The sequence below is a fragment of the Solilutibacter tolerans genome (assembly GCF_900155935.1).
In the GTDB taxonomy this organism is placed as follows: Bacteria; Pseudomonadota; Gammaproteobacteria; order Xanthomonadales; family Xanthomonadaceae; genus Solilutibacter; species Solilutibacter tolerans.
Window position 1 is genome coordinate 322,993 of the sequence record NZ_FTLW01000001.1, and the last position, 25,425, is coordinate 348,417.

At 62.2% G+C, this 25,425-nt stretch carries 21 protein-coding genes, 2 tRNA genes and 1 pseudogene; 21 read left to right on the top strand and 3 right to left on the bottom strand.

What is annotated here, in order from left to right; all coding sequences use genetic code 11:
* Positions 1-60: 60 nt before the first annotated feature.
* Positions 61-1,464, top strand: a complete 1,404-nt coding sequence (gene ppnN / locus BW989_RS01575) for a nucleotide 5'-monophosphate nucleosidase PpnN (protein WP_076584747.1) — start codon at positions 61-63, stop codon at positions 1,462-1,464.
* Between the two features lie 13 nt (positions 1,465-1,477).
* Here ppnN and BW989_RS01580 read toward each other — a convergent pair whose 3' ends face one another.
* On the bottom strand, positions 1,478-2,515 hold the full coding sequence (locus BW989_RS01580; RefSeq protein ID WP_076584748.1) for a sensor histidine kinase: 1,038 nt from the start codon (positions 2,513-2,515) through the stop codon (positions 1,478-1,480).
* Positions 2,516-2,645: 130 nt separating this feature from the next.
* Here BW989_RS01580 and BW989_RS01585 point away from each other — a divergent pair, with 130 nt between their 5' ends.
* The 6 genes from BW989_RS01585 (at position 2,646) to BW989_RS12870 (ending at position 9,535) form a co-directional block, all read left to right on the top strand.
* Positions 2,646-3,179 (top strand): GspH/FimT family pseudopilin, encoded by a 534-nt coding sequence (locus tag BW989_RS01585; protein ID WP_242651208.1) that lies wholly within the window; start codon positions 2,646-2,648, stop codon positions 3,177-3,179.
* A 68-nt stretch (positions 3,180-3,247) separates the two neighbouring features.
* Positions 3,248-3,682, top strand: coding sequence for a type IV pilus modification protein PilV (gene pilV / locus BW989_RS01590; protein WP_083688163.1), 435 nt, complete (start codon positions 3,248-3,250; stop codon positions 3,680-3,682).
* A gap of 41 nt (positions 3,683-3,723) precedes the next feature.
* Positions 3,724-4,752: a PilW family protein gene (locus BW989_RS01595; protein ID WP_083688108.1), complete on the top strand. Its 1,029-nt coding sequence runs from the start codon at positions 3,724-3,726 to the stop codon at positions 4,750-4,752.
* The gene (locus tag BW989_RS01600; RefSeq protein WP_076584751.1) at positions 4,753-5,331 is read left to right on the top strand and encodes a pilus assembly PilX family protein; all 579 of its coding nucleotides are present in this window, start codon (positions 4,753-4,755) and stop codon (positions 5,329-5,331) included. It begins immediately after the preceding gene.
* A 23-nt stretch (positions 5,332-5,354) separates the two neighbouring features.
* Positions 5,355-9,107: a pilus assembly protein gene (locus BW989_RS01605; RefSeq protein WP_076585260.1), complete on the top strand. Its 3,753-nt coding sequence runs from the start codon at positions 5,355-5,357 to the stop codon at positions 9,105-9,107.
* 2 nt (positions 9,108-9,109) lie between these two features.
* Positions 9,110-9,535 (top strand): type IV pilin protein, encoded by a 426-nt coding sequence (locus BW989_RS12870; RefSeq protein ID WP_076584752.1) that lies wholly within the window; start codon positions 9,110-9,112, stop codon positions 9,533-9,535.
* Between the two features lie 46 nt (positions 9,536-9,581).
* Here the strand turns inward: BW989_RS12870 and BW989_RS01615 are convergent.
* Together BW989_RS01615 and BW989_RS01620 are read right to left on the bottom strand one after the other, a co-directional pair.
* A tRNA-Asn gene (locus BW989_RS01615) sits at positions 9,582-9,658 on the bottom strand.
* 35 nt (positions 9,659-9,693) lie between these two features.
* Positions 9,694-10,239, bottom strand: coding sequence for a GspH/FimT family pseudopilin (locus BW989_RS01620; protein ID WP_083688110.1), 546 nt, complete (start codon positions 10,237-10,239; stop codon positions 9,694-9,696).
* Between the two features lie 155 nt (positions 10,240-10,394).
* Between BW989_RS01620 and uvrB the strand changes: the two genes are divergently transcribed.
* The 14 genes and pseudogenes from uvrB (at position 10,395) to pheT (ending at position 25,422) form a co-directional block, all read left to right on the top strand.
* Entirely contained in the window at positions 10,395-12,434 is a 2,040-nt protein-coding gene (gene uvrB / locus BW989_RS01625) for an excinuclease ABC subunit UvrB (protein WP_076584754.1), read from the top strand.
* Positions 12,435-12,542: 108 nt separating this feature from the next.
* Positions 12,543-13,040, top strand: coding sequence for a LysM and BON domain-containing protein (locus tag BW989_RS01630; protein WP_425476636.1), 498 nt, complete (start codon positions 12,543-12,545; stop codon positions 13,038-13,040).
* A gap of 61 nt (positions 13,041-13,101) precedes the next feature.
* Positions 13,102-13,176 (top strand) — tRNA-Val (locus tag BW989_RS01635).
* A gap of 209 nt (positions 13,177-13,385) precedes the next feature.
* A complete protein-coding gene (locus BW989_RS01640; RefSeq protein WP_076584756.1) occupies positions 13,386-14,780 on the top strand; it encodes a cryptochrome/photolyase family protein in 1,395 nt (464 codons plus the stop codon).
* A 207-nt stretch (positions 14,781-14,987) separates the two neighbouring features.
* Positions 14,988-16,895 carry a threonine--tRNA ligase gene (gene thrS / locus BW989_RS01645; protein ID WP_076584757.1) on the top strand — a complete coding sequence of 636 codons (1,908 nt, stop codon included), beginning with the start codon at positions 14,988-14,990 and terminating at the stop codon, positions 16,893-16,895.
* Between the two features lie 60 nt (positions 16,896-16,955).
* Entirely contained in the window at positions 16,956-17,480 is a 525-nt protein-coding gene (gene infC / locus BW989_RS01650; RefSeq protein ID WP_076584758.1) for a translation initiation factor IF-3, read from the top strand.
* Positions 17,481-17,635: 155 nt separating this feature from the next.
* Positions 17,636-18,187 carry a GbsR/MarR family transcriptional regulator gene (locus BW989_RS01655; protein WP_129582782.1) on the top strand — a complete coding sequence of 184 codons (552 nt, stop codon included), beginning with the start codon at positions 17,636-17,638 and terminating at the stop codon, positions 18,185-18,187.
* Positions 18,184-19,584, top strand: coding sequence for a cytochrome ubiquinol oxidase subunit I (locus BW989_RS01660; protein ID WP_076584760.1), 1,401 nt, complete (start codon positions 18,184-18,186; stop codon positions 19,582-19,584). Before BW989_RS01655 ends, BW989_RS01660 begins: the two co-directional genes overlap by 4 nt.
* Positions 19,584-20,642, top strand: a complete 1,059-nt coding sequence (locus BW989_RS01665) for a cytochrome d ubiquinol oxidase subunit II (RefSeq protein WP_076584761.1) — start codon at positions 19,584-19,586, stop codon at positions 20,640-20,642. The genes BW989_RS01660 and BW989_RS01665 overlap by 1 nt, the downstream gene beginning before the upstream one ends.
* A 185-nt stretch (positions 20,643-20,827) precedes the next feature.
* Positions 20,828-21,025, top strand: coding sequence for a 50S ribosomal protein L35 (gene rpmI / locus BW989_RS01670; RefSeq protein WP_076584762.1), 198 nt, complete (start codon positions 20,828-20,830; stop codon positions 21,023-21,025).
* A 19-nt stretch (positions 21,026-21,044) separates the two neighbouring features.
* Positions 21,045-21,395: pseudogene (rplT, locus tag BW989_RS12750) on the top strand (50S ribosomal protein L20); the annotation flags it as partial.
* A 186-nt stretch (positions 21,396-21,581) separates the two neighbouring features.
* A complete protein-coding gene (locus BW989_RS12755) occupies positions 21,582-21,821 on the top strand; it encodes a helix-hairpin-helix domain-containing protein (RefSeq protein WP_278245847.1) in 240 nt (79 codons plus the stop codon).
* 139 nt (positions 21,822-21,960) lie between these two features.
* Positions 21,961-22,971 carry a phenylalanine--tRNA ligase subunit alpha gene (gene pheS / locus BW989_RS01685; RefSeq protein WP_076584763.1) on the top strand — a complete coding sequence of 337 codons (1,011 nt, stop codon included), beginning with the start codon at positions 21,961-21,963 and terminating at the stop codon, positions 22,969-22,971.
* Positions 22,972-23,031: 60 nt separating this feature from the next.
* Positions 23,032-25,422: a phenylalanine--tRNA ligase subunit beta gene (pheT, locus tag BW989_RS01690; RefSeq protein ID WP_076584764.1), complete on the top strand. Its 2,391-nt coding sequence runs from the start codon at positions 23,032-23,034 to the stop codon at positions 25,420-25,422.
* Positions 25,423-25,425 lie beyond the last annotated feature (3 nt).

The following is a 25,425-nucleotide window of genomic DNA, read 5'->3' on the forward strand; positions in this document are numbered from 1 at the left end:
GGAAACCCGGCCGTTTTATTTATGGATGCCAACCTTCGTTGGCTGCGCTAAAGTCACCGCATGCATAACGTACCCAATACCGACGGACCCAACGTCGACGCCGCCCTCCCTACCGTCAGTGTCAGCATCTATCCGAAGGGTGGGCTGGACGTCCTGTCACGTGAAGAAGTTGCTCGTTTGAAGGATGCTTCCGCCGGCGGCATGCACGAATTGCTTCGTCGATGCGCGTTGGCCGTGTTGACCAGTGGCAGCGCTTCGGATGACCCGCGCGCCGCACGCGAGCTCTATCCGGATTTCGACATCGAAGTGTTACAGCAAGACCGCGGCATTCGCATCGACCTGCACAACGCGCCGGCGATGGCGTTCGTCGATGGCAGAATCATTCGCGGTGTGGCGGAACTGTTGTTCGCGACCGTGCGCGACTTGGCTTACGCCGCGATAGAGTTGGGCCCGGAATACGCAGAGGAGTTGGAAACCACGACCGGCATTACCGACGCGGTATTCCGCGTGCTGCGTAATGCGCGGGTTTTGCAGCCCGTCGAACCGAATCTCGTCGTCTGCTGGGGCGGTCATTCCATCTCGCGCGATGAATACCTGTACACCAAGGAAGTTGGCTACGCCCTGGGTTTGCGCGGCATCGACATCTGCACCGGCTGCGGTCCGGGCGCGATGAAGGGGCCGATGAAGGGCGCGACCATCGCGCACGCGAAGCAACGCAAGACGCGCACCCGCTACATCGGCATCACCGAGCCGGGCATCATCGCCGCCGAATCGCCGAACCCGATCGTCAACCATTTGGTGATCATGCCGGACATCGAGAAACGCCTCGAGGCCTTCGTTCGCATGGCGCACGGCATCATCGTATTCCCGGGTGGCGTGGGCACGGCGGAAGAAATTCTTTATCTCCTCGGCATCTTGCTGCGCGAGGAAAATCGCGACATCGAATTCCCGCTGGTATTCACCGGGCCGGTGTCTGCGGCGCCTTACTTCGAACAAATCGACAAATTCATTCGCTTGACCTTGGGTGATGAGGCCGCGAAGCGTTACCGCATCATCACCGGTGATTGCGAGGAAGTTGCCAAGTACATGACGCGCGGCATCCGCAAGGTGCGTGAGCAGCGGATCGCGCAGAAGGATTCGTTCTTCTTCAACTGGGGCCTGCACATCCCGCTGACCTTCCAGCAGCCATTCGAGCCCACGCACGAAGCGATGGCGGCGCTGGATTTACACCATGGGCGCAAGTCGCATGAGTTGGCGGCGGACCTGCGCCGTGCGTTCTCGGGCATCGTTGCAGGCAACGTGAAGGAGCCGGGCATGAAACGAATCGAAGAGCATGGCCCCTTCAAGATCCATGGCGCGCCAGACATGATGGCCTCGCTCGATGCGCTGCTGCGCGCTTTCGTCGAGCAACGCCGCATGAAGATTGCGGGCGCTTACCAGCCTTGTTACGAAGTGGTGGGCTGAGGCCGGTCTTGGGTCAGCCTTGGGCCGTGGATGGCAGAGTGATCTCTGCGACGAATCGCCCTGCTTCCACTTGAGTGTGCAAGCTTCCTTGGCCAGCTGTCATGGCCTCGATGCGAGTGCGACTGGCCGCCAACCCAACCCGATGACCCGCATGCCAATTGGGTTGGCTATCGGGCAGGGGGTTTTCCACCCGTATCACGATGGTGTTGTCTGGTCGCCGCGATATGGCAATCGTCAGGTCGTTGGCGGTGGTCGCCGTTTCGACCCCATGCCTGATCGCATTCTCGGCCAGTGTCTGCACGACGAGGGTCGGGACTTGGACCCGCGGGATTTCATCGGGAAGCTGCCAGTCGATGATGAGACGATCGCCCAACCGCAAGGATTCGATTTCCAGATAACGGCGCGTCAACAGCAGCTCTTCTTCAAGGGTCGATTCGCCGCTGCCCGACAACGCGGCGCGGAAAAGGTCCGACAAATCCAGAAGCACCCTTTCCGCCAGGTGCGGTTGGCCATGCAGCAGGGCGGTGGCCGTGTTGAGCGTGTTGAACAGGAAGTGCGGGTTCACCCGTGCGCGTAGGGCATCCAGTTCGGCTTGTTGGGCGCGCAACCGTTGTTGATGGGTGAGCCACTGCCCACGAAGCACCAACAAGGCCAGCAATGTCATGCTCACCAAGCTGATAGCGAGTTTGACGCCGGAAGCGATCCATGTGGCTTCGGGTTCGAGCGTGGTGACGGTGCCGAAGAGTTGGTGAGAGACGGCTGAGGATGCCAGCGTGACCGCGATGATCGTGCCGATCGTGGCCAATATGACCGTCGTGATCCCTTGCTTTCGTAGCCAGCTGCGGACCAGATAGAGCAGTCCCAGCGAGAACATGATGTTCCACTGGATAGCGAAGGAATACAGGCCAAAACGAATCAGCCAACTGTCCGTGGCGGGCGCGGCGGAGCTTAAGATGACCGCGAGCAGCTCGCCAGCTGCGATGATGAAGATCAGCGTTCCCTGGGCCCACATCAGGTCAACGGCGTGCGAGACCATGGGCGCGGGGGCCATCGGGCTGGCCGTTCGCCCTGGATTTGTGTCCGCTTGTCGGAGTTCGCTGCCGATTGCCATGGGAGTTTTTAGCATGCGAGACCTGAAAGAGTATCGGTCGCCGACGGGGCGGCCAGGCCAAGGGGGAAATGTGAAGGCCAAGGGATTCAGTTTGGTGGAGTTGATGGTGACCGTCGCAGTGCTGGCCATTGTGTCCGCGATCGCGATCCCGAACTTCACGTCAATGATCAATAGCAATCGTTTGGTGAGCCAGGCCAATGAGTTGGTCGGCGTGGTGCAGGGTGCACGCAGCGAGGCCATCCGCTACAACCAGCGGGTGTACGTGTGTTCTTCCAGCAATGGCACCACTTGCTCGGGATCCGGCACGTGGAATGGCTGGCTGGTCTTTCTGGACAGTAATCGGGATGCAGCTCCCCAAGCAGCCGAGATACTGCAGCAGGGCACCGTCAGGGCGCCCTTGCAGCTGACATCGGCCCTTGGAAACGGAACCTTTCATTTCAGGCCTGATGGCTATGCACGCGGTGCCAGCGATGCCTTGTTGGCGACCAGTTTCAGGGTCTGCATGGCGACCAACAAGCCTGCGGAAAACATCCGCAACATCGCTATTTCATCCGGCAGTCGCTTGACCACCACCAAAGCCAATGGGGGAGGGACCTGCTCATGATCAACCCACGCAGCAGAAACTCTCTTGGGCAATCGCAGGAAAACATTCCGATGCGCACATCGGCAGTCATGACAAGCAGGTCCCGGCAATCGGGGTTTTCATTGATCGAGGTGATGGTCGCCGTGCTGGTGCTGTCGATCGGGCTGCTCGGACTGGCTGCCCTGCAGGCTACGGCGTTGCGCAACAACCAGAGTGCGCTTGAGCGCAGCCAAGGCGTAGTGAACACCTACAGCATGCTGGACGCGATGCGTGCCAACGTGGACAGCGCACGCGCAGGCGAATACGTCATGTCCGAAACCTGCACGGTGCCTGCAGCGAATACCTCGCTGGTGCAAAAAGACAAGCGTGCATGGATCCAGATGATCCAGGCCAACCTGGGCAACACGGCCTGCGGCACGGTGACGTGCTCGGGCAGCCTGTGCACGGTGACCGTGACGTGGGACGACCGCCGAGGCAAGGGCGGCGAAGAAAAGCAGCAGTTCTCCACCGAGGTGCAGATATGACGCGGGTGACTTCTCCCAGCCTTCGCCCAGCGCCGGCAGGCATGCGTGGTTTCAGCTTGATCGAGCTCATGATCGCGCTTTTGCTTGGCTTGATCGTGATCGGCAGCGCCGGCTCCATCTACCTGGCCAACAAGCGCGCCTATGCGGCAACCGAGGTTCTGGGACGGGTGCAGGAATCTTCACGCATTGCCTTCGAGCTAATGGCGCGTGACATCCGGGAAGCGGCTGCGGTGCCTTGTGCCAAGGACATCCCGATAGCCAATGTGTTGGGTCGCACTCGCAGCGGCACTGCGCCGCCGCCGACGGATTGGAAATACAACTTCGGCGATGGTGTGTTGGGCTACGAGCCCGGCGACGCAATGTCCGATGTTGCTGCCTCGGGCACCGGCTCCCGTTATCCCGGCACTGATGCCATTGAACTCCATAGTGGCGCCGACAGCGGCATCACGGTGGAAACGCATCACGCGCCATCCGCTCAATTCAAGGTGAACAAAGCTGGCTTCATCCAGGATGGCGACATCCTCATGGTATGTGACTTCAATCAAGCCAGCATCTTCCAAGTCACCAATGCCAACAATAGCAACGTCACCATTGTTCACAACGCGGGCAATTCCGAGACGCCGGGGAACTGCACCAAGGCACTGGGTTATCCGGTGGATTGCAGCGCCCAGTGCACGGGCAGTGGTGGTGGCTCAGGCCCATCCAACAACAAGTCCTGTAAGGAATACGGCCGCAATTCAATGATCGTGCGGTTCCGGGGCGTGCGTTGGTATGTCGGTCGTAACGCGCAGGGCGGTGGATCCTTGTACCGAATGAATCTTGCCAACAGCCTGACGGGCAGCACGGTCATGCCAGAAGAAGTGACCGATGGTGTCGACAACATGCAGCTCAGTTATTTGCTGGACGGTGCGGACGACTACGTGCCTGCCGCAGCCGGGATGGATTGGAAAAAGGTCAAGGCGGTCAAGGTCATCGTGACGCTGTCGCGGCTGGATTCGCTGGCAACAGGTACGAATGCGGTCGCGCGACAGCTGAATTACACGGTCACTATTCGCAACAGGGTGGACTAAATGAAACATCGATCCCCATACCCCACTCGCAACCGGCAATCTGGCGCTGCGTTGGCCGTGGTGTTGATCCTGCTGATCGTGGTGACCTTGATCGGTTTGGCCAGCCTGCGTGGCACCCTGTTGCAAGAGCGCATGAGCGCCTCGGCCTTTGATCGCAGTGTGGCTTTCCAGCAAGCGGAAAGCGCATTGCGTGCAGGCGAAGCGGTGGTCAGGCAAAACTGGCAAGCCAATAACCCCAAGTCTGCAGCCCACGTGAATTGCGAGGCCGTGGGCACGGTGTGCGATGTCGTGCCGCCCAATACCTATTCGGGAGGCGGTGCGGGTTGGACCAGCGTCACGGCCAGCACAAAGAGCACGGTTGCAGGCACGCCGCAGTACTACATTGAGTACATGGGTGAGTCGACGACCGGTGATACGTCCTACCTGGGGTATGGCGACAGCGCCAATGCCGCGCAGTACGGCAGTGAGGGCGGTCAGACGAATGGTTATTTCTTCCGGATCACGGCGCGCAGTGCCGATCCGGCCGCTGTTTCCGACCGGGCGCTGGTGGTTCTGCAGACCCGAGTCTCAATCAAATGACGAGATCCGCCATGGATAAGCAAATGCATGCTCGAAACGAACGCCCCGGTCTTCTGGCGAAAATCCAGAGCCGGTTGGCCGTCGCCATGGTCGGTGTCGTGGCTGTGCTTGGTACGGCCCCGGCCAGTTCGGTGGTCGAGCTCACCCAGCAGCCGCTCAACAGCAGTGTGCTCGTGCCGGGCAACATGGTGCTGGTGCCGTCGGTCGAGTTTCCGACGGTGCTGAGCATGGCCAACCTCAGCGCTTACAGCACCAACACTGAAGCGGTCGGCTACTTCGATCCCAATAAGTGCTACAAGTACAACTACTCTGACAACGAGCCTGATCGCTATTTCTACCCGGTGCGCGCCAATGTGGCTGGCAGAAACTGCAATCTGAAGGATGAGTGGAGCGGCAACTACCTCAATTGGGTGGGCACGCAGACGATCGACCCGTTCCGTTCTGCCTTGACCGGTGGTTACCGGGTTAAGGACGAGCCCAACATGACCCTGCTGGAAAAAGCGCGCCATGACCGCAATCAGCGCGGCTACTTCCCGCTGCGCACCTTGGGTGCATTGGATGTTGCTGCTGCAACGCCCGCCACCTGGACTGGCATGACCACGCGTATCGATGGTCTGGGCAAGAAGATGTACTTCGGCGCCACGACGGTTGGCTACGACAGTCCGGGTTATAACAACGCCACCAACCGTTTGGTGGATTACAACCCTGCCATCCACTCATTGGACCTGTTGCAGATGGTCGATGTGGGCGGGACCCCGTACCTCCCGACCGCGCTGATCTATTCCGTCAGCATGCGAGTCAAGGTCTGCGATGCGTCAGTAGGCTTGGAAACGAATTGCCGCGCCTATGGCAGCAACTACAAGCCCGAAGGGCTGATACAGGAATACGCCAACCGCATCCGCTATTCGGTCTTCTCCTATCTCAATGACCACAGCATGACGCGCGATGGCGGCGTCATGCGCGCCCGCGCCAAGTACGTGGGCCCCAACTCACATGACCCGAAAGACGGCATCACGGCCAATATTGCGCGCGAATGGGACCCGGCCACGGGCGTATTCGTCAAGAATCCGGATGCTGCCGATGCCACGGCCACGGGATTCGGCGTCGCCGATAGTGGCGTCATCAATTACATCAACAAGTTCGGTGAAGTCAGGACATCCAAGCTGCTCAAGGACTTCGATCCTGTCAGCGAGATGTATTACGCCGCCTTGCGCTATCTGAAGGGTCTGGGCCCGGTCGCGGCCTACTCTTCAGGGCTCGATGCCGAGATGACGGATGGTTTCCCGGTGATCAGTGATTGGGGCCAGGACCCGATGCAGTATCGCTGTCAGGCCAACGTGATGCTGGGTATTGGTGATGCCTACACTCACCGCGACAAGAACCTGCCCGGCACAACGAGCAGCACCGATGAGCCCACCAAGCCAGCCGAAGTCACTGCTGATACTTCGATCCAGGTGGACCAAGTGCTTGCCCGTATCTTCCGCAAGGAGGGCATTTCCAACACGGATGCAGCTGCGCTCAGTAAGGCACAATCCGGCAGCTTCAGTGGCCGCAATAACTCGGCCTACATCGCTGCGCTGGCTTACGACGCGCACGTCAATGACATACGCCCGGATGACCCGGCAAAGAAGCAGACCATCGGACGCCAAACCGTGTCCACCTACTGGGTGGACGTGCTTGAAAACCAAGCCCTAGAGCCCGTGGCGACCAACCAGTATTACCTGGCTGCCAAATACGGCGGGTTCGCGGTGCCTTCGGGCTACGACCCGAACTCCGTGGACGCGCTTGCTGACTCCACTTGGCAAAGTGGTCGAACCCTCACTGTGAAAGGCGTGACGCTATCGCTGCCTTCCAATTACTTCCCGGCCGGCGACGCCGCAGCCATGGTCAACAGCTTGCGTGGTGCGTTTGAGCGCATCGTGGGCGAACTGGAAGGTTCAGGTGGTTCGCTGGCAGCCAACAGCACCAAGCTTGAGACTGGCACGGCGGTGTATCAGGCCAAGTTCACGGCCGGCTTCTGGGATGGTGATATTTCCGCCTACGACGTGAATCCAGTGACTGGCGCGATCGCCACCACCGCGAAGTGGTCGGCCGCGGCTCAGTTGCCCGTTTGGAATTCACGCAAGATCCTGGTCAATGCCGATGGCGCTGCCACACCTAAGCCCTTCCTCTTCAGCAATTTGAGCGCCAGCCAGGTCACGGCCTTGGGCAGTGCCACGGTAGTGGATTACCTGCGTGGTGATCGCTCGAATGAAGGACAGAACGGCATCCAGTTGCGGCCACGGCGCGGCCTGTTGGGTGACATCGTCAACTCCCAGCCGGTCTATGCAGGCGCACCCAACCCGAATCTCTACCGAAATTCCACTGGCAAGTTCAATGGTGCGGATCAATACCAAGCCTTCGCGCTTGCGCAGAAAAACCGTACCGGCATGATCTACGTGGGCGCCAACGACGGCATGCTGCATGCCTTCGATGCGGCGACTGGCGTGGAGAAATTTGCCTTCATCCCGAATGCCTCCATCCAGGCCGGTTTGAAGCAATACACCCAGAAGGGTTACGTGCACCGCTATTTCATGGACGGCGAGCTGACCATCGCGGATGTCTACAACGGCAGTGCGTGGAAGACGATCCTGGTCGGCTCGATGGGGCGGGGTGGCCGGGCCATCTTCGCCATGGACATCACTGACCCGACCTTGCCTAAGTTCTTGTGGGAGAAGACGGCGACCGACATCCCGGCGCTGGGCAACAATCTTGGCAAACCGATCATTGCGCAAGTGGGCAATGGCGACTGGCGTGTTCTGGTTGGCAATGGCCCCAATGGCAATGGCGGCACCGCCCAACTCGTCATGATTGGTGCCCTGAGCGGGACCAGCACCGTGATCAGCACGGGCGTTTCCGGCGACAACGGCCTGACTGCCGTGCAGGCCTGGGACGACAACCGCGATGGCGTGATGAACCTGATCTACGCAGGCGACATGCTGGGCAACGTCTGGCGCTTCGGTGCGCCGGCGACCACCACGAACCAGTATCCGCTGTCCGGCGGCTCGGTCGCGCTGCTCAAGCTGTTCAGCGCCGGCAGCAGCAAGCCGATCACCGCGGCGCCGCTGGTGGGCGCGGACCCGATGACCGGCAAGACGTGGGTGTTCTTCGGAACGGGTCGCTACCTAAACACGACTGACTTGACCAACAAGGATGTGCAGACCTGGTATGGCCTGATCGACGACGGCACCCAGATCAGTTCGAGCACCCAATTGGTGCAGCGCTCGATCGAGACGGAGTTCACCAGTGGCAACCTTGTCCTGCGTGGCACCTCGGCAGGCACGGACACTGAGCTGGTAGGCAAGCGCGGCTGGTACATGGACCTGGTTTCGCCCGGGACCGGCGGCCAGAAGGGTGAGCGCATGGTGCTGCCCAACCAGTTCAAGGGTTATGTCTTGATCGGTACCAGCCGAACCCCGAATCTGGACGATCCTTGTCTGCCGGGTGGTCAGGGTTACGTCATGGCAATCAACCCATTCACAGGCGGGCGGTTGGAAAACAACTTCTTCGACGTCAATGGTGATGGCAAGATCGACACCAATGATTCGATCACGGCGTCCGATGGCACCAAGCATTCCGTGACCGGCGTGGGCTTCTCAACGGGCGTCAACAACCCGACCTTCACTGGCGACGTGATGCAGCTGGGCTTCGACGATGCCACTCGTGGCGCGATGAAGATCGGTGCGTCGACCTTCCACCAGCGCCGTGTCTCGTGGCGAGAATTGATCAGGGATTAATCATGAAGAAGTCGTCATCCAACTTCATCCATCGCGGGCATCAGACAGGCTTCACGCTGATCGAGCTGATGATCGTGGTGGCCGTGATCGCCATCTTGGCCTCGATCGCGTTGCCGGCTTACCAGCAGTATGTGATCAAGACTCGTCGAGCAGCCGCGGTCGGTTGCATGCTGGAGGCCGCGCAGGCTTTGGAGCGCTACTACACGGTCAATCTGACTTACGTCGGAGCGCCGGGCACCACTTGCAGCGCGGATGTCAACAATTTCTACACCGTTGCCCCGCAAGGGGCGCTCGCGGCACGTGCCTACACGATCCAGGCCCAGCCCAAGGCCACGCAAAACGACACCAAATGCGGGACCCTGACGATCAACCACACCGGCGCCAAGACCTCCAGCGTCAGCGGCGCCAACCTAAGCCAGTGTTTTTGAATCGCTGACATGAAAAAACCCGCCGGAAGGCGGGTTTTTGTTTATCTGGCGCCCGAAGTTGGACTCGAACCAACGACCCCCTGATTAACAGTCAAGTGCTCTAACCGGCTGAGCTATTCGGGCGGGGCGTGTAAGGATAGGGCCCGGGTTGGGCGTGGTCAAGGCATGGCGGCGGCGTCAGGGCAGGGATTGGCGATGCGCGGGCGCTCTACCCGTACGCGACCAGCGTTGTTCATGACCAATTTGGCATGGATGACACCATCCAGGCAGGTGGTGACGGTCAAATTGCTCCCATAGCCCATCCCGCTGGGATAAAGGCGTACCGTACGCCTGCCGGTGGTCGATGCGAAACTCAGCGATGGAATCCGCCGCATTCCGGCCGCGCTGATGAGGTCTTCGTCGGGCTGCCTGGCCTTGTCTTTGTTGTCATCCAGAAAGACGATCCAGCCCTCGCTCCACTCAGCGGCTCCGTGGCACGTGGCGGCATCCTGACTGGGACACACCACGGTGGTCACCCCGCGTGAAATCGCGGTGATACGCGCCAGTGCGATGTCGGTCGTAAGGGCTGAGAGCAGCCCATCAGCGGCTGCGCGCTGGCGCCATCGATGCATCGATGGGCCCGCGATCCCGGCCAGCAGGCTCATGACCGCCAGAACGCAGGTCATCTCGACGAGGGTGATACCGCGTTGCAATTTCCTTTGCATGCTGACATTCCTGTTCGGCGGTCGGGCCACAGGTGCAGCTTCCTGTGTGGAAGATGGCAGCGCAGTAGGGTGATGTTGAATGAGGGGTAGGGAAATACCCTTGCCGGTGGAGGTTGAGTCAGGCTTGATGTCGCGGCTTCTGGCATGCTGACGCGATGCAAAGTGATCGTGACGACGCCGGCTTCCGCCTCGTATCCCCTTATCAGCCTGCGGGCGACCAACCCCAAGCCATCAAGCAGTTGGTGGCCGGCTTCGAGTCTGGTCTCGCGCACCAGACGCTGCTGGGCGTGACGGGTTCCGGCAAGACCTACACCATCGCCAACGTCATCCAGGAAATTCAAAAGCCGACGCTGATCATGGCGCCCAACAAGACGCTGGCCGCACAGTTGTATGGCGAGTTCAAAGCTTTTTTCCCGCACAACGCGGTGGAATACTTCGTCAGTTATTACGACTACTACCAGCCTGAGGCCTATGTCCCTTCTTCCGACACCTACATCGAGAAGGACAGCTCGACCAACGAGCACATCGAGCAGATGCGGTTGTCCGCGACCAAGGCGCTGCTCTCGCGACGCGACGCGATCATCGTGGCGTCGGTTTCGGCGATCTACGGTCTGGGTGACCCCGAGGATTACCTCAAGCTGCGCTTGATCCTCGCCAATGGCGAGCGAATCGAGCAGCGTGACCTCATCCGCCACCTTACCGAGTTGCAATACGTCCGCAACGACACCGAACTGCGTCGTGGTACCTACCGCGTGCGCGGCGAGGTGATCGATGTGCATCCGGCGGAATCTGAAAGCGAAGCATTGCGCATCGAACTGTTCGATGGCGAGGTGGAGCAGTTATCGATCTTCGATCCACTGACCGGCGCGGTGCAGCGGAAAATTCCGCGGTACACCGTGTACCCGAAGACGCATTACGCCAGCACCCGCGAAAGTGTGTTGAACGCTATCGAAACCATCAAGGTGGAACTGGCGGAACGGCTTGAACGACTGTATGCAGAGAACAAATTGGTTGAAGCTCAGCGCCTGCAGCAACGAACGCAATTTGATCTGGAAATGATGGCCGAAGTCGGTTTCTGCAACGGTATCGAAAATTATTCCCGGCACATGACGCGACGTGGGCCGGGCGAGCCGCCACCCACCTTGTTCGATTACCTGCCGCCCGATGCATTATTGGTGGTGGATGAGTCCCACGTCACCGTGCCGCAGATCGGCGCGATGTACAAAGGCGACCGTGCGCGCAAGGAAACGTTGGTGAACTTCGGCTTCCGATTGCCTTCGGCGCTGGACAACCGGCCATTGCGCTTCGAGGAGTGGGAGGAACGCTCGCCGCGCGCGATCTTCGTTTCCGCCACGCCCGGCAAGTACGAGTTGGAGAAGGGCGAAGGCAACATCACCGAGTTGGTGGTTCGCCCGACGGGTTTGATCGATCCGCCGGTCGAAATCCGTCCGGTCGCGACTCAGGTGGATGACCTGTTGTCAGAGGTGCACGAGCGCGTGGCGATGGGCGACCGCGTGCTGGTCACCACGCTCACCAAGCGCATGGCCGAGAACCTCACCGAATACCTGTCCGAACACGGCGTCCGCGTGCGCTACCTGCACTCCGACATCGACACGGTGGAGCGGGTGGAGATCATCCGTGATCTGCGCTTGGGCAAGTTCGATGTGCTGGTCGGCATCAACTTGTTGCGCGAGGGCTTGGACATGCCCGAGGTGTCGCTGGTAGCGATCTTGGATGCCGACAAGGAGGGTTTCCTGCGATCGACGGGTTCGCTCATCCAGACCATTGGTCGCGCGGCGCGAAACTTGCGTGGCAAGGCGATCCTCTACGCCGACAAGATCACCCGATCCATGCAGGCGGCGCTCGATGAAACCGATCGCCGACGCGAGAAGCAGGTGGCCTACAACGAGGAACATGGCATCACCCCGCAATCGGTCGCCCGCGCGATCGACGACGTGATGGAAGGTGCGCGCGCCGACGCCGCCGAGATGCGCAAGACCCGCGGCAAGACGAGTGCGCAGCGCCGGGCAGCCGAGCAGGCCGAGGATTACGCACTGCTTACGCCCAAGGCGGCGGCCGACAAGATCAAGTCGTTGGAAGACCAGATGTACAAGCACGCCCGCGACCTGGAGTTCGAGGAAGCGGCCCAGGTCCGGGACGAGTTGCAGCGCCTGCGCGAAGCCGTTTTGCAGTGACCGTTGGGCGCGTGTTCAGCGGGGAGACCCTTGCTGGGGAGGCTTTGACTCCAGCGTAACTATTCGCTTGCGATGCTGCCTGTCCCTATTAAGGAGAAACCCATGGGAATGTTCGATTTCATCAAGGACGCTGGCGAGAAGATCTTCAAGCCGGGTGAGGCCAAGGCCGAGGATGCCATCGCCAAGCACATTGGCAGCTATGGGTTGGATATCGCCGGCCTGAAGGTCGAGGTCGATGGCAGCACCGCCGTGATCGAAGGCGAGGCCAAAGACGTCACCACCCGCGAGAAGGCCGTGCTGGTGGCCGGCAACATCGAGGGCATCAACAAGGTGGATGACCGCATGACGGTAGCGGCGGGCGCCAGCGGCGCTGATTTCAGCGCAGTGACCGGCGGCTCTTCGGCCGTGGTCGGCGCGGGCGGCACCGGCGAGTGGACCTCGCGCACCTACACGGTGCAGAAGGGCGACACCCTGTCGGCCATCGCCAAGGAAATGTACGGCAATGCCAACAAGTACCCGGTGATCTTCGAGGCCAACAAGCCGATGTTGACCGATCCGGACAAGATCTACCCGGGCCAGGTCCTGCGCATTCCGGCAGAGGCATAAGCTATCGGGCGAGGCGTGGTTGTCCGCGCCGCGTTGCTGGGCTAGAATTCGCCTCCCTTCGGGGCGGTTAGCTCAGCGGTAGAGCACTACCTTGACATGGTAGGGGTCACAGGTTCGAACCCTGTACCGCCCACCACCTTCTGAAACAGGTGGAAAAGTCAGCAGCGGGAGCCTTCGGGCTCCCGTTTGTTTTTTCGGGATCAGCATCGCGATGAACGCCCGGCATCCGCTTCACGACTGCTGAGGTAAAAAGCGGGTTCTGTCTCCGCTTGCGAGGTTCCCGGACTGCATGCAGCCAACCCCTGTCTCCGCCCAATACCCGTCCTCCACCCTGGGCTCGATGTCATGAGCATTGGGGTGATGTGGTTTCGACGTGACCTGCGCCTGGCTGACCAGCCGGCGCTGCAACAGGCTTTGCTGGAATGCGAATCGGTGTTGATGGTCTATATCGACGACTTCGATGCTGATCCTGGAAGTGGCGATGCCAGCCGCGCATGGCTGCGGCGTTCGCTTGACGCCTTGTCGGGTGATGTCGCCGCACGGGGCGGACGCTTGCATGTCTTGCGCAGCGATGCGGAAATACTGCTGCCACAACTCGTCGATGCCTTGGGCGCCACGCACGTCTATGCCTCGCGCTTGTACGAGCCGGCCGCCGATGCACGCGACGATCGCATCGCACGCCGCCTGCGCGAGCAAGGCATCAGCTTCCGTCGTGCGCGCGGCCGCGTGCTGACGGATGCAAGCCAGGTGCAAACCAAGACTGGCGGCAATTTTCGCGTGTTCACGCCCTTCTTCAAGGCGGCAGAGCCCACGTGGCGGCCACGCAGCATTCCCGCGCCGGATGCGCTTCCCAGCGCTGATTTTCCGCAGCAAATGGCGAGGCATCAGGCCAGCATCGATGCGCCGACTCCTGCTTGGGATGCCGGGTTCTGGGACATGTGGACACCTGGCGAGGCCGGTGCCCACGCACAGCTCGACACCTTCATCGACAACCATCTTCGTCATTACGCGAAACGACGAGACCTGCCTGCGCATGACGCGACATCGCGCATGTCGCCGCACCTGCACTTCGGCGAAATCGCACCGTCCGCGATCCTCTCGCGTGTGGCCGGATCGACCAATGAGGGTGCACGCAAGTTGATCGCGGAACTCGGCTGGCGCGAGTTCGCGTATTACGTCTTGCAGCATTGGCCGCAGACGGTCGAGGATAATTTCGATGCGCGCTTCGATGGCATGCAGTGGCGCAATGATCCGGCCGCACTGGACGCCTGGCAGCGCGGCATGACCGGCGTGCCTTTGGTCGATGCCGGCATGCGCCAGCTCTGGCACACCGGCTGGATGCACAATCGCGTGCGGATGGTGGTCGCCTCGTACCTCACCAAGCATCTCGGCATCGATTGGCGCGAGGGGGCGAAGTGGTTTCTCTACACGCTCGTCGATGCGGATATCGCCAGCAACACGATGGGCTGGCAGTGGGTGGCGGGCAGCGGCGTGGATGCGGCGCCGTACTACCGCATCTTCAATCCGGTCCTGCAGTCACGCAAATTCGATCCCGATGGCGCTTACCTGCGCGAATGGCTGCCGGAGCTCGCCCATCTGGATGCCAAGGCGATCCACGCGCCGTGGGAGCAGGGCATCCGTGTGTCGGGCTACCCGGCCGAGCCCATCGTCGGCCTGGCCGAGGGGCGGGCCTGGGCGCAACAGGCGTTCGCGGCGCTATCGCCCAAGCAAGCCGGTTAGGCGCTTGGTTGTCGCGGGCGCAGGCCCCACCTAGAATGGACACGAGGCCGGCATCCCGCTGGCACGGAAGACAGGTGGTCCGCGGAAACGCCGACCGAGCGTGCGACATGTCCACTACCCGCAGCCAACCCTGACCGACCGACGCATTTCCAACGGAAAGGCGCTTCGGCGCCTTTTCGCGTTTCCAGACTTCAGAATCCGCATCCCATGATCAACATCACGCTCCCCGACGGTTCCGTCCGCCAGTTCGATGCCCCCGTAACGGTGGGCGATGTCGCTGCCTCCATCGGCGCCGGTCTTGCCAAGGCCACGCTGGCTGGCAAGGTCGACGACAAATTGGTCGATGCCTCGTATCGCATCGATCACGATGCGGCGCTGTCCATCGTCACCGACAAGTCGCCCGAGGCGCTCGACATCCTCCGCCACTCGACCGCGCATTTGCTGGCGCAAGCCGTGCAGCGCCTGTACCCCGGCGCGCAGGTGACGATCGGCCCGGTCATCGACAATGGCTTCTATTACGACTTCGCCTACGAGCGCCCTTTCACGCCCGAAGACCTGCCGCTGATCGAGGCGGAGATGCAGAAGATCGTGAAGGAAGCGCAGCCGATCAGTCGCAGCGTGAAGTCGCGTGATGACGCGGTGGCCTTCTTCCGCGGCATGGGCGAGCACTACAAGGCCGAGATCATCGAATCGATCCCAGCGAGCGAAGACCTGTCGCTGTATTCGCAGGGCGAGTTCACCGACCTGTGCCGCGGCCCGCACGTGCCGGGCACGGACAAGCTGCGCAGCTTCAAATTGATGAAGGTAGCGGGTGCGTATTGGCGCGGCGACCATAACAACCAGATGTTGAGCCGCATCTACGGCACCGCCTGGCTCAACGACAAGGACCTCAAGGCGTATTTGACCCAAATCGAAGAAGCCGAGAAGCGCGACCATCGCAAGATCGCCAAGGCGCAGGATCTCTTCCATTTGCAGGAAGAGGGCCCGGGCCTGGTGTTCTGGCACCCGAAGGGTTGGTCGATCTGGCAAGTGGTCGAGCAGTACATGCGCAAGGTGTATCGCGAGACCGGCTACGGCGAGGTGCGCTGCCCGCAGATCCTCGACGTGTCGCTGTGGCAGAAGTCCGGCCACTGGGACAACTACCAGGACAACATGTTCTTCACCGAATCGGAGAAGCGCACCTATGCGCTCAAGCCGATGAACTGCCCGGGCCATGTGCAGGTGTTCAACCAGGGCCTGCACAGCTACCGCGACCTGCCGATCCGCTACGGTGAGTTCGGTGCCTGCCATCGCAACGAGCCCTCGGGCGCGCTGCACGGCATCCTGCGCGTGCGCGGTTTCACCCAGGACGATGGCCACATCTTCTGCACCGAAGACCAGATCGAAGGCGAGGTCCGTGCCTTCCACGAGCAGGCGCTGAAGGTCTATTCGGATTTCGGCTTCTCCGACATCCAGATCAAGATTGCGCTGCGCCCCGAATCGCGTCTGGGTGATGACGCCACCTGGGACAAGGCCGAGGACGCGCTGCGCAATGCGCTGAGTTCGGCCGGGGTGGAGTGGGAGGAGCTCCCGGGCGAGGGCGCGTTCTACGGCCCCAAGATCGAGTACCACCTGAAGGACGCCATCGGCCGTACCTGGCAGCTGGGCACCATGCAGGTCGATTTCATGATGCCGGGCCGCTTGGGCGCTGAATATGTGGATGAACACTCGCAGCGCCGCCATCCGGTCATGCTGCACCGGGCCATCGTCGGCTCGATGGAGCGTTTCATCGGCATTTTGATCGAGCACCATGCCGGCCAATTCCCGGCCTGGCTGGCCCCGATCCAGGCCGTGGTCATGAACATCACCGATGCGCAGGCCGATTATGTGTCCGAGGTCCGGAAAACCCTTGCAGATCAAGGCTTCCGGGTCGATGACGATTTGCGGAACGAAAAGATCGGCTATAAGATTCGCGAGCACACGCTGCAGCGCGTGCCGTACCTGTTGGTGGTCGGTGACCGCGAAAAGGAAAACGGCCAAGTCGCTGTACGCACGCGCGGGGGCGAGGATCTGGGCAGCATGACCGTCGAGGACTTCGCCAAGCGCTTGGCGGGCGAACACGTCCCGTCCGCGTGAGCACCGCCCGGCCTGCCATGGAAAACGTGGGCCGGCACTCATTCTTTTGGAGATGGCAATATCAGTACGAACGACCCGAAGCAGAACCGTAGAAACCAGGAGATTCGCGTCCCGCGCGTGCGCGTGATCGGCAGTGATGGCGAGATGATCGGCGTCCTGTCGCGCGATGAAGCCCTGGCCATGGCGGAAGAGGAAGATCTTGATCTTGTCGAGATCCAGCCGAACGCCGACCCGCCGGTCTGCAAGATCATGGACTTTGGCAAGTTCAAGTTCGAACTGCAAAAGAAGGCCAATGAGGCCAAGAAGAAGACCAAGCAGGTCGAGATCAAAGAGGTCAAGTTCCGACCGGTCACCGATGAAGGCGACTACCAGATCAAGCTGCGCAACATGCGCCGTTTCCTGGAAGAGGGCGACAAGATCAAGGTCAACATCCGTTTCCGTGGCCGCGAGATGAGCCATCAGGAACTGGGCCGCGAGATGGCGGCGCGCATCGAGGCCGATTTGGGCGAGGACATCGTGATCGAATCGCGTCCGCGCCTGGAAGGTCGCCAGATGGTGATGATGATCGCGCCGAAGAAGCGTTGATCCTCAAGCCGGCTAGGTAACAAAGAACACGCGCCTTCGGGCGCGTTGTTCGTTTCTGGAGTGGCGTGCCGTGGGCCGAAGTGACATCCACTTGACCCCGGTCAAGCCGAGGCGCAAAATCCAATTTTCAGTAATCACTGAAAGTTCAGAACATCATGTTGAGTCCGCTGGTTCAAGGATTTGTCCTCCATTTCGGTGAAATGGGCAGCCGCTGGGGCATCAACCGCACGGTGGGGCAGATCTACGCCTTGCTGTTCCTGTCGCCCGAGCCGCTCAACGCCGACCAGATCGGCGACGCGCTGGGCTTTTCGCGCTCCAACGTCAGCATGGGCCTGAAGGAGTTGCAGAGTTGGCAGCTGGTCCGCCTGCAGCACCTGCCGGGGGATCGCCGCGAGTATTTCTCGGCGCCCGAGGACGTCTGGGCGATCTTCCAGACGCTGGCCGCCGAGCGCCGCAAGCGCGAGATCGAGCCCACGCTCAGCATGCTGCGCGACGCGATGCTCGCCTCGCCTGAAGGCGAAGGTGATCGCCATGCGCTGGGGCGCATGCGCGAGATGCACGAGTTGATCGAGCTGGCGACCGGCTGGTTTGACGAGTTGCAGGACCTGGACCGCGAGCGTCTGGTCGAGTTGATGCAGCTGGGGCGCAAGGTGGGCAAGTTGCTCGATGCGCGTGACAAATTGATCGGTGGAGGCAAGAAACCATGATGGAATCATTAGATCCGCTGCTGCTGGCGCGGTTGCAATTCGCCGCCAACATCAGCTTCCACATCCTGTTTCCCACCATCACGATTTCGCTGGGTTGGGTGCTGCTGTACTTCAAATGGCGCTGGAATCGTTCGCATGACGCGCGCTGGATGGACGCCTACGGCTTCTGGGTGAAGATCTTTGCGCTGTCCTTCGCGATGGGCGTGGTCAGCGGCATCACCATGAGCTTCCAGTTCGGCACCAATTGGCCGGGCTACATGAAGACTGTCGGCAACATCGCTGGTCCATTGCTGGCCTACGAAGTGTTGACCGCGTTTTTCCTCGAGGCGGCTTTCCTCGGCATCATGCTGTTCGGCTTCCGCCGTGTCGGCAATCGCATGCATACGCTGGCGACCTTGCTGGTCGCGGGCGGCACCACGCTCTCGGCGTTCTGGATCCTCGCGCTCAATTCGTGGATGCAGACGCCGGTCGGCTACGAGATGCGCGATGGTGTCGCGCATGCGGTCGATTGGTGGGCGATCGTCTTCAATCCGTCGATGCCGTATCGCCTGATGCACATGCTGTTGGCGTCGGGCTTGACCGTCGCGTTCCTGATGGCGGGCGTCTCGGCTTGGCGATGGTTGCGCGGCGATCGCGGCAACGATGTCCTCGCGGCGCTGCGCACGGGCGTGATGATCGGCGCGCTGCTGACGCCGGTGCAGATCTTCGTCGGCGACATGCACGGCCTCAACACGTTGGAGCATCAACCTGCAAAAATCGCCGCGATCGAAGCCGTGTGGGAAACCGAACGCGGTGCACCGCTCGTTGCGATCGGCTGGCCGGATGAAGCAGCACGCACCACGCACTATGCGGTGGAAGTGCCGAAGCTGGCATCGCTCATCCTCACCCATGACCCCAACGGCGAGCTGCGTGGCTTGGATCAATTCGAAGGCGAGCATCCGCCGGTCAAACCCGTGTTCTTCGCATTCCGGATCATGGTCGGCATCGGCATGTTGATGCTCTTGACCGGGGTGTGGGGCGCCTGGCAGATGTGGCGACGGGGCGAGCCCTCGCGCCTGCTCGCGCGTGCACTCATGCTGATGACGTTCTCCGGTTGGGTCGCGGTGCTGGCCGGCTGGTACACCACGGAAGTCGGCCGCCAGCCGTGGCTGGTGACCGGCATCCTGCGCACGGCGGATGCGGCCTCGGCCGTACCCGCAGCACACATCGGCCTGACCTTCGTGGGCTACATGGTCCTGTACGTGCTGCTGCTGGCGGCCTATATCGGCGCACTGCGGCACTTGGCGGCGAAGGCGGTGGCCGAGCATGGCGAACCGGAAGCGGAAGGCCCGCCGGTGATGCCGTTTATGGACGAGACCACCGTGGCATCGCCCGATGCCCCGAAAGGAGGTGCGTGATGCCGAATCCTGACTTGATCGATCTCACCACCTCGGCTGGCTGGCTGCCGCTGGCCTTCATGGCGGTCATGGGTTTGTCGATGCTGGCTTACGTGATCCTTGACGGTTTCGACCTTGGCATCGGCATGTTGATGCGCGGCGCGGATGCGGCGGAAAAGGACGCGATGGTCGCCTCCATCGGCCCGTTCTGGGATGCCAATGAAACGTGGCTGGTGCTGGGTGTGGGCGTGCTGCTGGTGGCATTCCCGGCCGCGCATGGCGAGATTCTCGGCGCGCTGTATTTGCCGGTGGCGGTGATGCTGCTGGGCCTGATCCTGCGCGGCGTGGCCTTCGATCTGCGGGTCAAGGCGGCGCTGCGTTACCAGCAATGGTGGAACCGCGCGTTCTTCGGTGGATCGCTGGTGGCCGCGCTGGCGCAGGGCTACATGCTGGGGATGCTGGTCGTGGGCTTCCAGGACGGCATCGGCCCGCATCTGTTCTCGGCATTGATCGGCCTGTGCGTGGCCGCGGGCTACTGCCTGCTGGGCGCCGGCTGGCTGATCATGAAGTCCGAGGGCGCCTTGCAGCAGAAGGCCGTGGTGTGGGCTGGGCGCGCACTCTGGGGCACCGCGCTGGGCGTCGTGGCGGTGTCGGTGGCGACGCCCCTGTTGTCGCCGCGCATCTTCGACAAATGGTTCGCCTGGGAGCGACTGCCGCTGCTGGCGATCATCCCGATTGTCACGGCCGCGCTCTTCTTCATCGTCTGGCGCAGCCTGCGCCGGCTGCCGGTGCGGCTGGGCGAGGGCAACGAGTACGGCATCTGGGTGCCCTTCGTGGGCACGGTCGGGATCTTCGTGCTGGCTTTCTATGGCTTGGCCTATAGCCTGTTCCCGTATCTGGTGGTGGACCGACTCAGCATCTGGCAGGCCGCCTCGGCCCCGGAATCGCTGATGATCGTGTTCATGGGCACCTGCGTCGTGCTGCCGATGATCATCGGCTACAACATCTTCGTGTACCGGGTGTTTGGCGGCAAAGCCCAGGCGCTGGATTACGGCGGCTGGGATGACCCCATCGCCTGATGCCGACCTGAAATCAGGGACTTGCGGCCGGACTTTGAGCCGCGCATAATAGGCGGCTACCTGCCTCCGGGCCGGTAGACAGGACCCTCCGCCCGCGTGGCGGACTCATCACCGATTTGGGCACGGACGGAAAGCGTGGTTGCGGCCACCGCCCAGTCAGTCGAACGCAAGTTAAAGGAATCACCATGCCGAAGATCAAGTCGCATCGTGCTGCCGGTAAGCGGTTCAAGAAGACCGCCAGCGGTAAGTTCAAGCGTGGCAGCGCCAATCGCAGCCACATCCTCACCAAGAAGGCCACGAAGCGGAAGCGCGATTTGCGCCAGCCGCATTACGTGAACCCGAGCGACGCCGGCCGCATTGCGCGCCAGTTGCCCTACGCCTGATATCTGAGGAGAACGAGAAATGGCACGAGTAAAACGTGGCGTAACGGCACGTCGCCGTCACAAGAAAATTCTGAGCCAGGCGAAGGGTTACTACAACGCCCGTCGCAAGGTCTTCCGCGTTGCAAAGCAAGCGGTCACCAAGGCGCAGCAGTACGCCTACATCGGCCGCAAGCTGAAGAAGCGTCAGTTCCGCAGCCTGTGGATCGCGCGCATCAACGCCGCATCGCGCATGTACGGCCTGTCCTACAGCCGCTTCATGAACGGCCTGCTGAAGGCTGGCATCACCTTGGATCGCAAGGTGCTGGCCGACATCGCCGCCCATGACATCAAGGGCTTTGGTGATCTGGCCGAAGCCGCTGGCAAGGCACTGAACATCGAAATCACCCGTCCGGCCAACCTGCCGAACTTTGTCCCGGCCGAAAAGCCAAAGGCGAAAAAGGGCGACGCGAAGAAGGGCGCCAAGGCTGCTGCTCCGGCTGCCAAGGCCGAGAAAGCTGCCCCGGCTGCCAAGAAGGCACCGGCCAAGAAGGCTGCCAAGGGCGACGACCTGAAGCTGATCGAAGGCGTGGGCCCGAAGATCGCTGAAGTCCTGACCGAGGCCGGCATCGCCAGCTTCCAGGACCTGGCCAACACTGACGCCGCCAAGCTGCGCGAGATTCTCGACGCCGCTGGCAGCCAGTTCGCTTCGCACGACCCGACCACCTGGCCGCAGCAGGCCGAGCTGGCCGCGACGGGCAAGATGGACGAGCTGAAGGCGCTCCAGGACGAACTGCAGGGCGGCCGCGAGGTCGAGTAATCCCCGGCGCGGGCCTTTCAAGCCCGTCCCCTGTGGAACTCCATTGAACGGGGAAGGGCGCGAGTCCTTCCCCGTTTTCATTTGTGATCTTTGCGATGCGACGGGCCGTCCCATGTCGCCACCGGGTTAACCTCTGACGATGAGCGAAATCGAATCCCTGCAAACCGAGGCGCTGGCCGCCATCACCGATGCGGCTACGCCCGATGCGCTTGAAGCGCTGCGTGTGTCCTTGCTTGGCAAATCTGGTCGCCTGACCGCGCAGTTGAAGTCGCTCGGCGCGTTGCCGCCTGAAGAGCGCAAATCTGCCGGTGAGGCGATCAACCGCGCACGCGACGCGATCACCGCGGCGCTGGCCGAGCGCAAGACCGTGTTGGATGCCGCTGCACTCGACGCGCGTCTGGCCAACGAATCCATCGACATCACCTTGCCGGGCCGCGATGCGGACGTCGGCACCTTGCATCCGGTTGGGCGCACGCTGGAGCGCATCGCCGAGATCTTCGCCGGCCTCGGCTACGCGCAGGCGCAAGGCCCAGAGATCGAGGACGACTGGCATAACTTCGAGGCGCTGAACTTCCCGCCGCATCATCCGGCGCGCGCCATGCACGACACGTTCTACTTCCCTGACGGTCGCCTCTTGCGCACGCACACCTCGGGCGTGCAGATCCGCTACATGCTGGACCACGTGCGCGCAGGGATGGACCCGCCGCTGCGCATGATCGCCGCGGGCAAGGTGTACCGCAGCGATTCCGACCAGACCCACACGCCGATGTTCCATCAGGTCGAAGGCTTGCTGGTCGATGAGCACGCCAGCTTCGCCGACCTCAAGGGCACGCTCGCGGAATTCGTGCGCGCGTTCTTCGGCCGCGACTTCGACATGCGTTTCCGCCCGAGCTACTTCCCCTTCACCGAGCCGTCGGCCGAAGTCGATATCGCCTGGCAGCAGCCGGACGGCAGCCAGCGTTGGCTGGAAGTGTTGGGTTGCGGGATGGTGCATCCGAACGTGCTGCGCAACGTCGGCATCGATCCGGAACGCTACACCGGCTTCGCGTTTGGCCTGGGCGTCGAGCGTTTCGCGATGCTGCGCGAAGGCGTGGATGACTTGCGCAGCTTCTTCGAGAACGACGTGCGCTTCCTGCGCCGCTTTGCCTGATCGCCTATCTGCTTGATCGATGTCGCTGCGGCGACTGCATCGAAACGACACGAGACACCGATGAAATTCTCCGAAAACTGGCTCCGCGAACACATCCAGACCACTGCCGACCGCGATGCGCTTTCTGCCGCGTTGACCGCGATCGGATTGGAAGTGGAAGAGCTGACGCCGCTGGGCGACGGGTTGGACAATGTGGTGGTGGCCGAGATCGTGGCGGCTGTAAAACACCCGGAAGCCGACCGCCTGCAGGTGTGCGAGGTCGATGCCGGCGCGCATGGCCGCTTGCAGATCGTGTGCGGCGCACCCAATGCGCGCGTCGGTTTGAAAGCGCCGCTCGCCATGGTCGGCGCGAAAATCGGCGAGATCACCATCAAAGCCGCCAAGCTGCGCGGCGTCGAATCCAACGGCATGCTGTGTTCGACGAAAGAATTGGGGTTGGATGCGGATGCCTCGGGCCTCTTGGAACTGCCGGCCGATGCGCCGGTGGGCGCGCCGCTCGCCGAGTACCTTGGCCTGCCCGATAGCAGCATTGAACTGAAACTGACGCCGAATCGCGCGGACTGCTTCGGCATTCGCGGCATCGCGTACGACGTGGCCGCGGCGACCGGCAGCGAAGTGACCGCGTTCGACATCGCGCCGGTCGCATCGACCATCGACAGCCAGTTAGCGGTGGAATTGAACGCGGGCGCTGATGCGCCGCGCTACCTCGGCCGCGTGATCGAAGGCGTGGACGGCGCCGCCAAGACGCCGCTGTGGATGGCCGAGCGCCTGCGTCGCAGCGGCATCCGCCCGGTGAGCTTTTTGGTCGATGTCACCCAGTACGTGATGCTGGAACTCGGACAGCCGATGCATGCCTTCGATCGCGACCTGCTGCAGGGGCCGGTCGGCGTGCGGCGCGCGCGCAAGGGCGAGGCGTTGAAGCTGCTTGATGGCCGCGATGCGGTGGTGGATGAAGAATTCCTGCTGATCACCGATGCCGATCGTCCGGTCGCGCTCGCGGGCGTGATGGGCGGCTACGACAGCCGCGTGACCGAAGCGACGAAGAATGTCTTCCTCGAGGCCGCGCACTTCGCCCCGGCGGCGATCATCGGCCGCAGCCGAAAGCTGGGCCTGCATACGGACGCGGCGCATCGCTTCGAGCGTGGCGTGGACCCTGAGCTGCCGCGCATTGCCATCGAGCGCGCGACGGGACTGATCCTCGACATCGCCGGAGGCCAGCCCGGCCCGGTGGTCGAAGCTGTCAACGCCGCCGACCTGCCCAAGCCGGCGAGCATCCATCTGCGCCGCGAGCGCATCGCGCGCGTGCTGGGCATCGTGATCGACGATGCCGAGATCGAACGCATCCTCTCCGCCCTGGGCCTCAAGGTGGACGCCGTCGCCGATGGCTGGCAGGTGACCGCGCCGCCGCGGCGTTTCGACATCGCCATCGAGGAGGACCTGATCGAGGAAATCGCGCGCATCCACGGCTATGACCGCATCCCCACGGTCCTGCCGGCCGGTTCGGCGCGTGTGGTGGTGTCCGATGCGAGCGTCGTGCCGGTCAATGACCTGCGCCGTCAGATGGCCGCGCGGGATTGGCAGGAAGCGATCAACTACGCCTTCGTCGATGCCGCGTGGCTGACGAAATGGCAGTTGCAGGGTGGGGTGGCGCTGGCCAATCCGCTGAGCGCGGAGCTCGGCGTGATGCGGCCGATGCTGCTGCCGGGCCTGACCGCCGCGCTGGCCCGCAACGTGGCGCGCCAGCAGCCGCGCGTGCGCCTGTTCGAGGTCGGGCGCGTGTTTGCCCCGCCGATGCAGGCGGGTGAGGCGCCGATCGAGACGCCGCGAATCGCCGCGATCGCCTGTGGCAGCGCGCGCGCCGAGCAATGGGGCGAGCCGGATCGCGCGGTCGATTTCCACGACGCCAAGGGCGCGGTGGAATCGCTGGCGGCGATGGCGAATGTCGCGCTCGAGTTCCGCCGTTCGGCCGAGCCCTTCGGTCATCCGGGACGTTCGGCGGACATCTACCGCGTGAATGGAGCGGGCGACGGCGAGCGCATCGGTTGGGTGGGCGAGCTGCATCCCGGTCTTCGCGCGCAGCTGGACCTGGATGTACCCGCGGTCGGTTTCGAGTTGGACCTGGCCGCACTCAGCCAGCGCGCCCCGGCCAAGACCGAAGCGGCATCCAAATACCCCTCGGTCAGGCGCGACCTGTCATTGCTGGTGCCGGATGCGGTCAGCTGGCAGAGCCTCAGTGACACCGTGCGCCAGAGCGCCGGCCCCAGCCTGCGTGCGGTGCGGTTGTTTGATCGCTACGTCGGTAAGGGGGTCGATTCAGGTTTCAAAAGCCTCACTATGGGCTTGATTTTGCAGGAAGAATCCCGCACGCTCACGGAACGCGAAGTGGAAGCCGTGGTGGCCGATGTGATGGCCGCCCTCGAGCGCGACCACGGCGTAAAGATCAGGGGATAGTGG

Bases quoted from the DNA above. Each gene is read 5' to 3' on its own strand.
- ppnN (WP_076584747.1), top strand. From the start codon at position 61: ATGCATAACGTACCCAATACCGACGGACCCAACGTCGACGCCGCCCTC.
- BW989_RS01580 (WP_076584748.1), bottom strand. From the start codon at position 2,515: ATGGCCCCCGCGCCCATGGTCTCGCACGCCGTTGACCTGATGTGGGCC.
- pilV (WP_083688163.1), top strand. From the start codon at position 3,248: ATGACAAGCAGGTCCCGGCAATCGGGGTTTTCATTGATCGAGGTGATG.
- BW989_RS01595 (WP_083688108.1), top strand. From the start codon at position 3,724: ATGCGTGGTTTCAGCTTGATCGAGCTCATGATCGCGCTTTTGCTTGGC.
- BW989_RS01600 (WP_076584751.1), top strand. From the start codon at position 4,753: ATGAAACATCGATCCCCATACCCCACTCGCAACCGGCAATCTGGCGCT.
- BW989_RS01605 (WP_076585260.1), top strand. From the start codon at position 5,355: ATGCATGCTCGAAACGAACGCCCCGGTCTTCTGGCGAAAATCCAGAGC.
- BW989_RS12870 (WP_076584752.1), top strand. From the start codon at position 9,110: ATGAAGAAGTCGTCATCCAACTTCATCCATCGCGGGCATCAGACAGGC.
- BW989_RS01620 (WP_083688110.1), bottom strand. From the start codon at position 10,239: ATGCAAAGGAAATTGCAACGCGGTATCACCCTCGTCGAGATGACCTGC.
- uvrB (WP_076584754.1), top strand. From the start codon at position 10,395: ATGCAAAGTGATCGTGACGACGCCGGCTTCCGCCTCGTATCCCCTTAT.
- BW989_RS01630 (WP_425476636.1), top strand. From the start codon at position 12,543: ATGTTCGATTTCATCAAGGACGCTGGCGAGAAGATCTTCAAGCCGGGT.
- BW989_RS01640 (WP_076584756.1), top strand. From the start codon at position 13,386: ATGAGCATTGGGGTGATGTGGTTTCGACGTGACCTGCGCCTGGCTGAC.
- thrS (WP_076584757.1), top strand. From the start codon at position 14,988: ATGATCAACATCACGCTCCCCGACGGTTCCGTCCGCCAGTTCGATGCC.
- BW989_RS01655 (WP_129582782.1), top strand. From the start codon at position 17,636: ATGTTGAGTCCGCTGGTTCAAGGATTTGTCCTCCATTTCGGTGAAATG.
- BW989_RS01660 (WP_076584760.1), top strand. From the start codon at position 18,184: ATGATGGAATCATTAGATCCGCTGCTGCTGGCGCGGTTGCAATTCGCC.
- BW989_RS01665 (WP_076584761.1), top strand. From the start codon at position 19,584: ATGCCGAATCCTGACTTGATCGATCTCACCACCTCGGCTGGCTGGCTG.
- rpmI (WP_076584762.1), top strand. From the start codon at position 20,828: ATGCCGAAGATCAAGTCGCATCGTGCTGCCGGTAAGCGGTTCAAGAAG.
- pheS (WP_076584763.1), top strand. From the start codon at position 21,961: ATGAGCGAAATCGAATCCCTGCAAACCGAGGCGCTGGCCGCCATCACC.
- pheT (WP_076584764.1), top strand. From the start codon at position 23,032: ATGAAATTCTCCGAAAACTGGCTCCGCGAACACATCCAGACCACTGCC.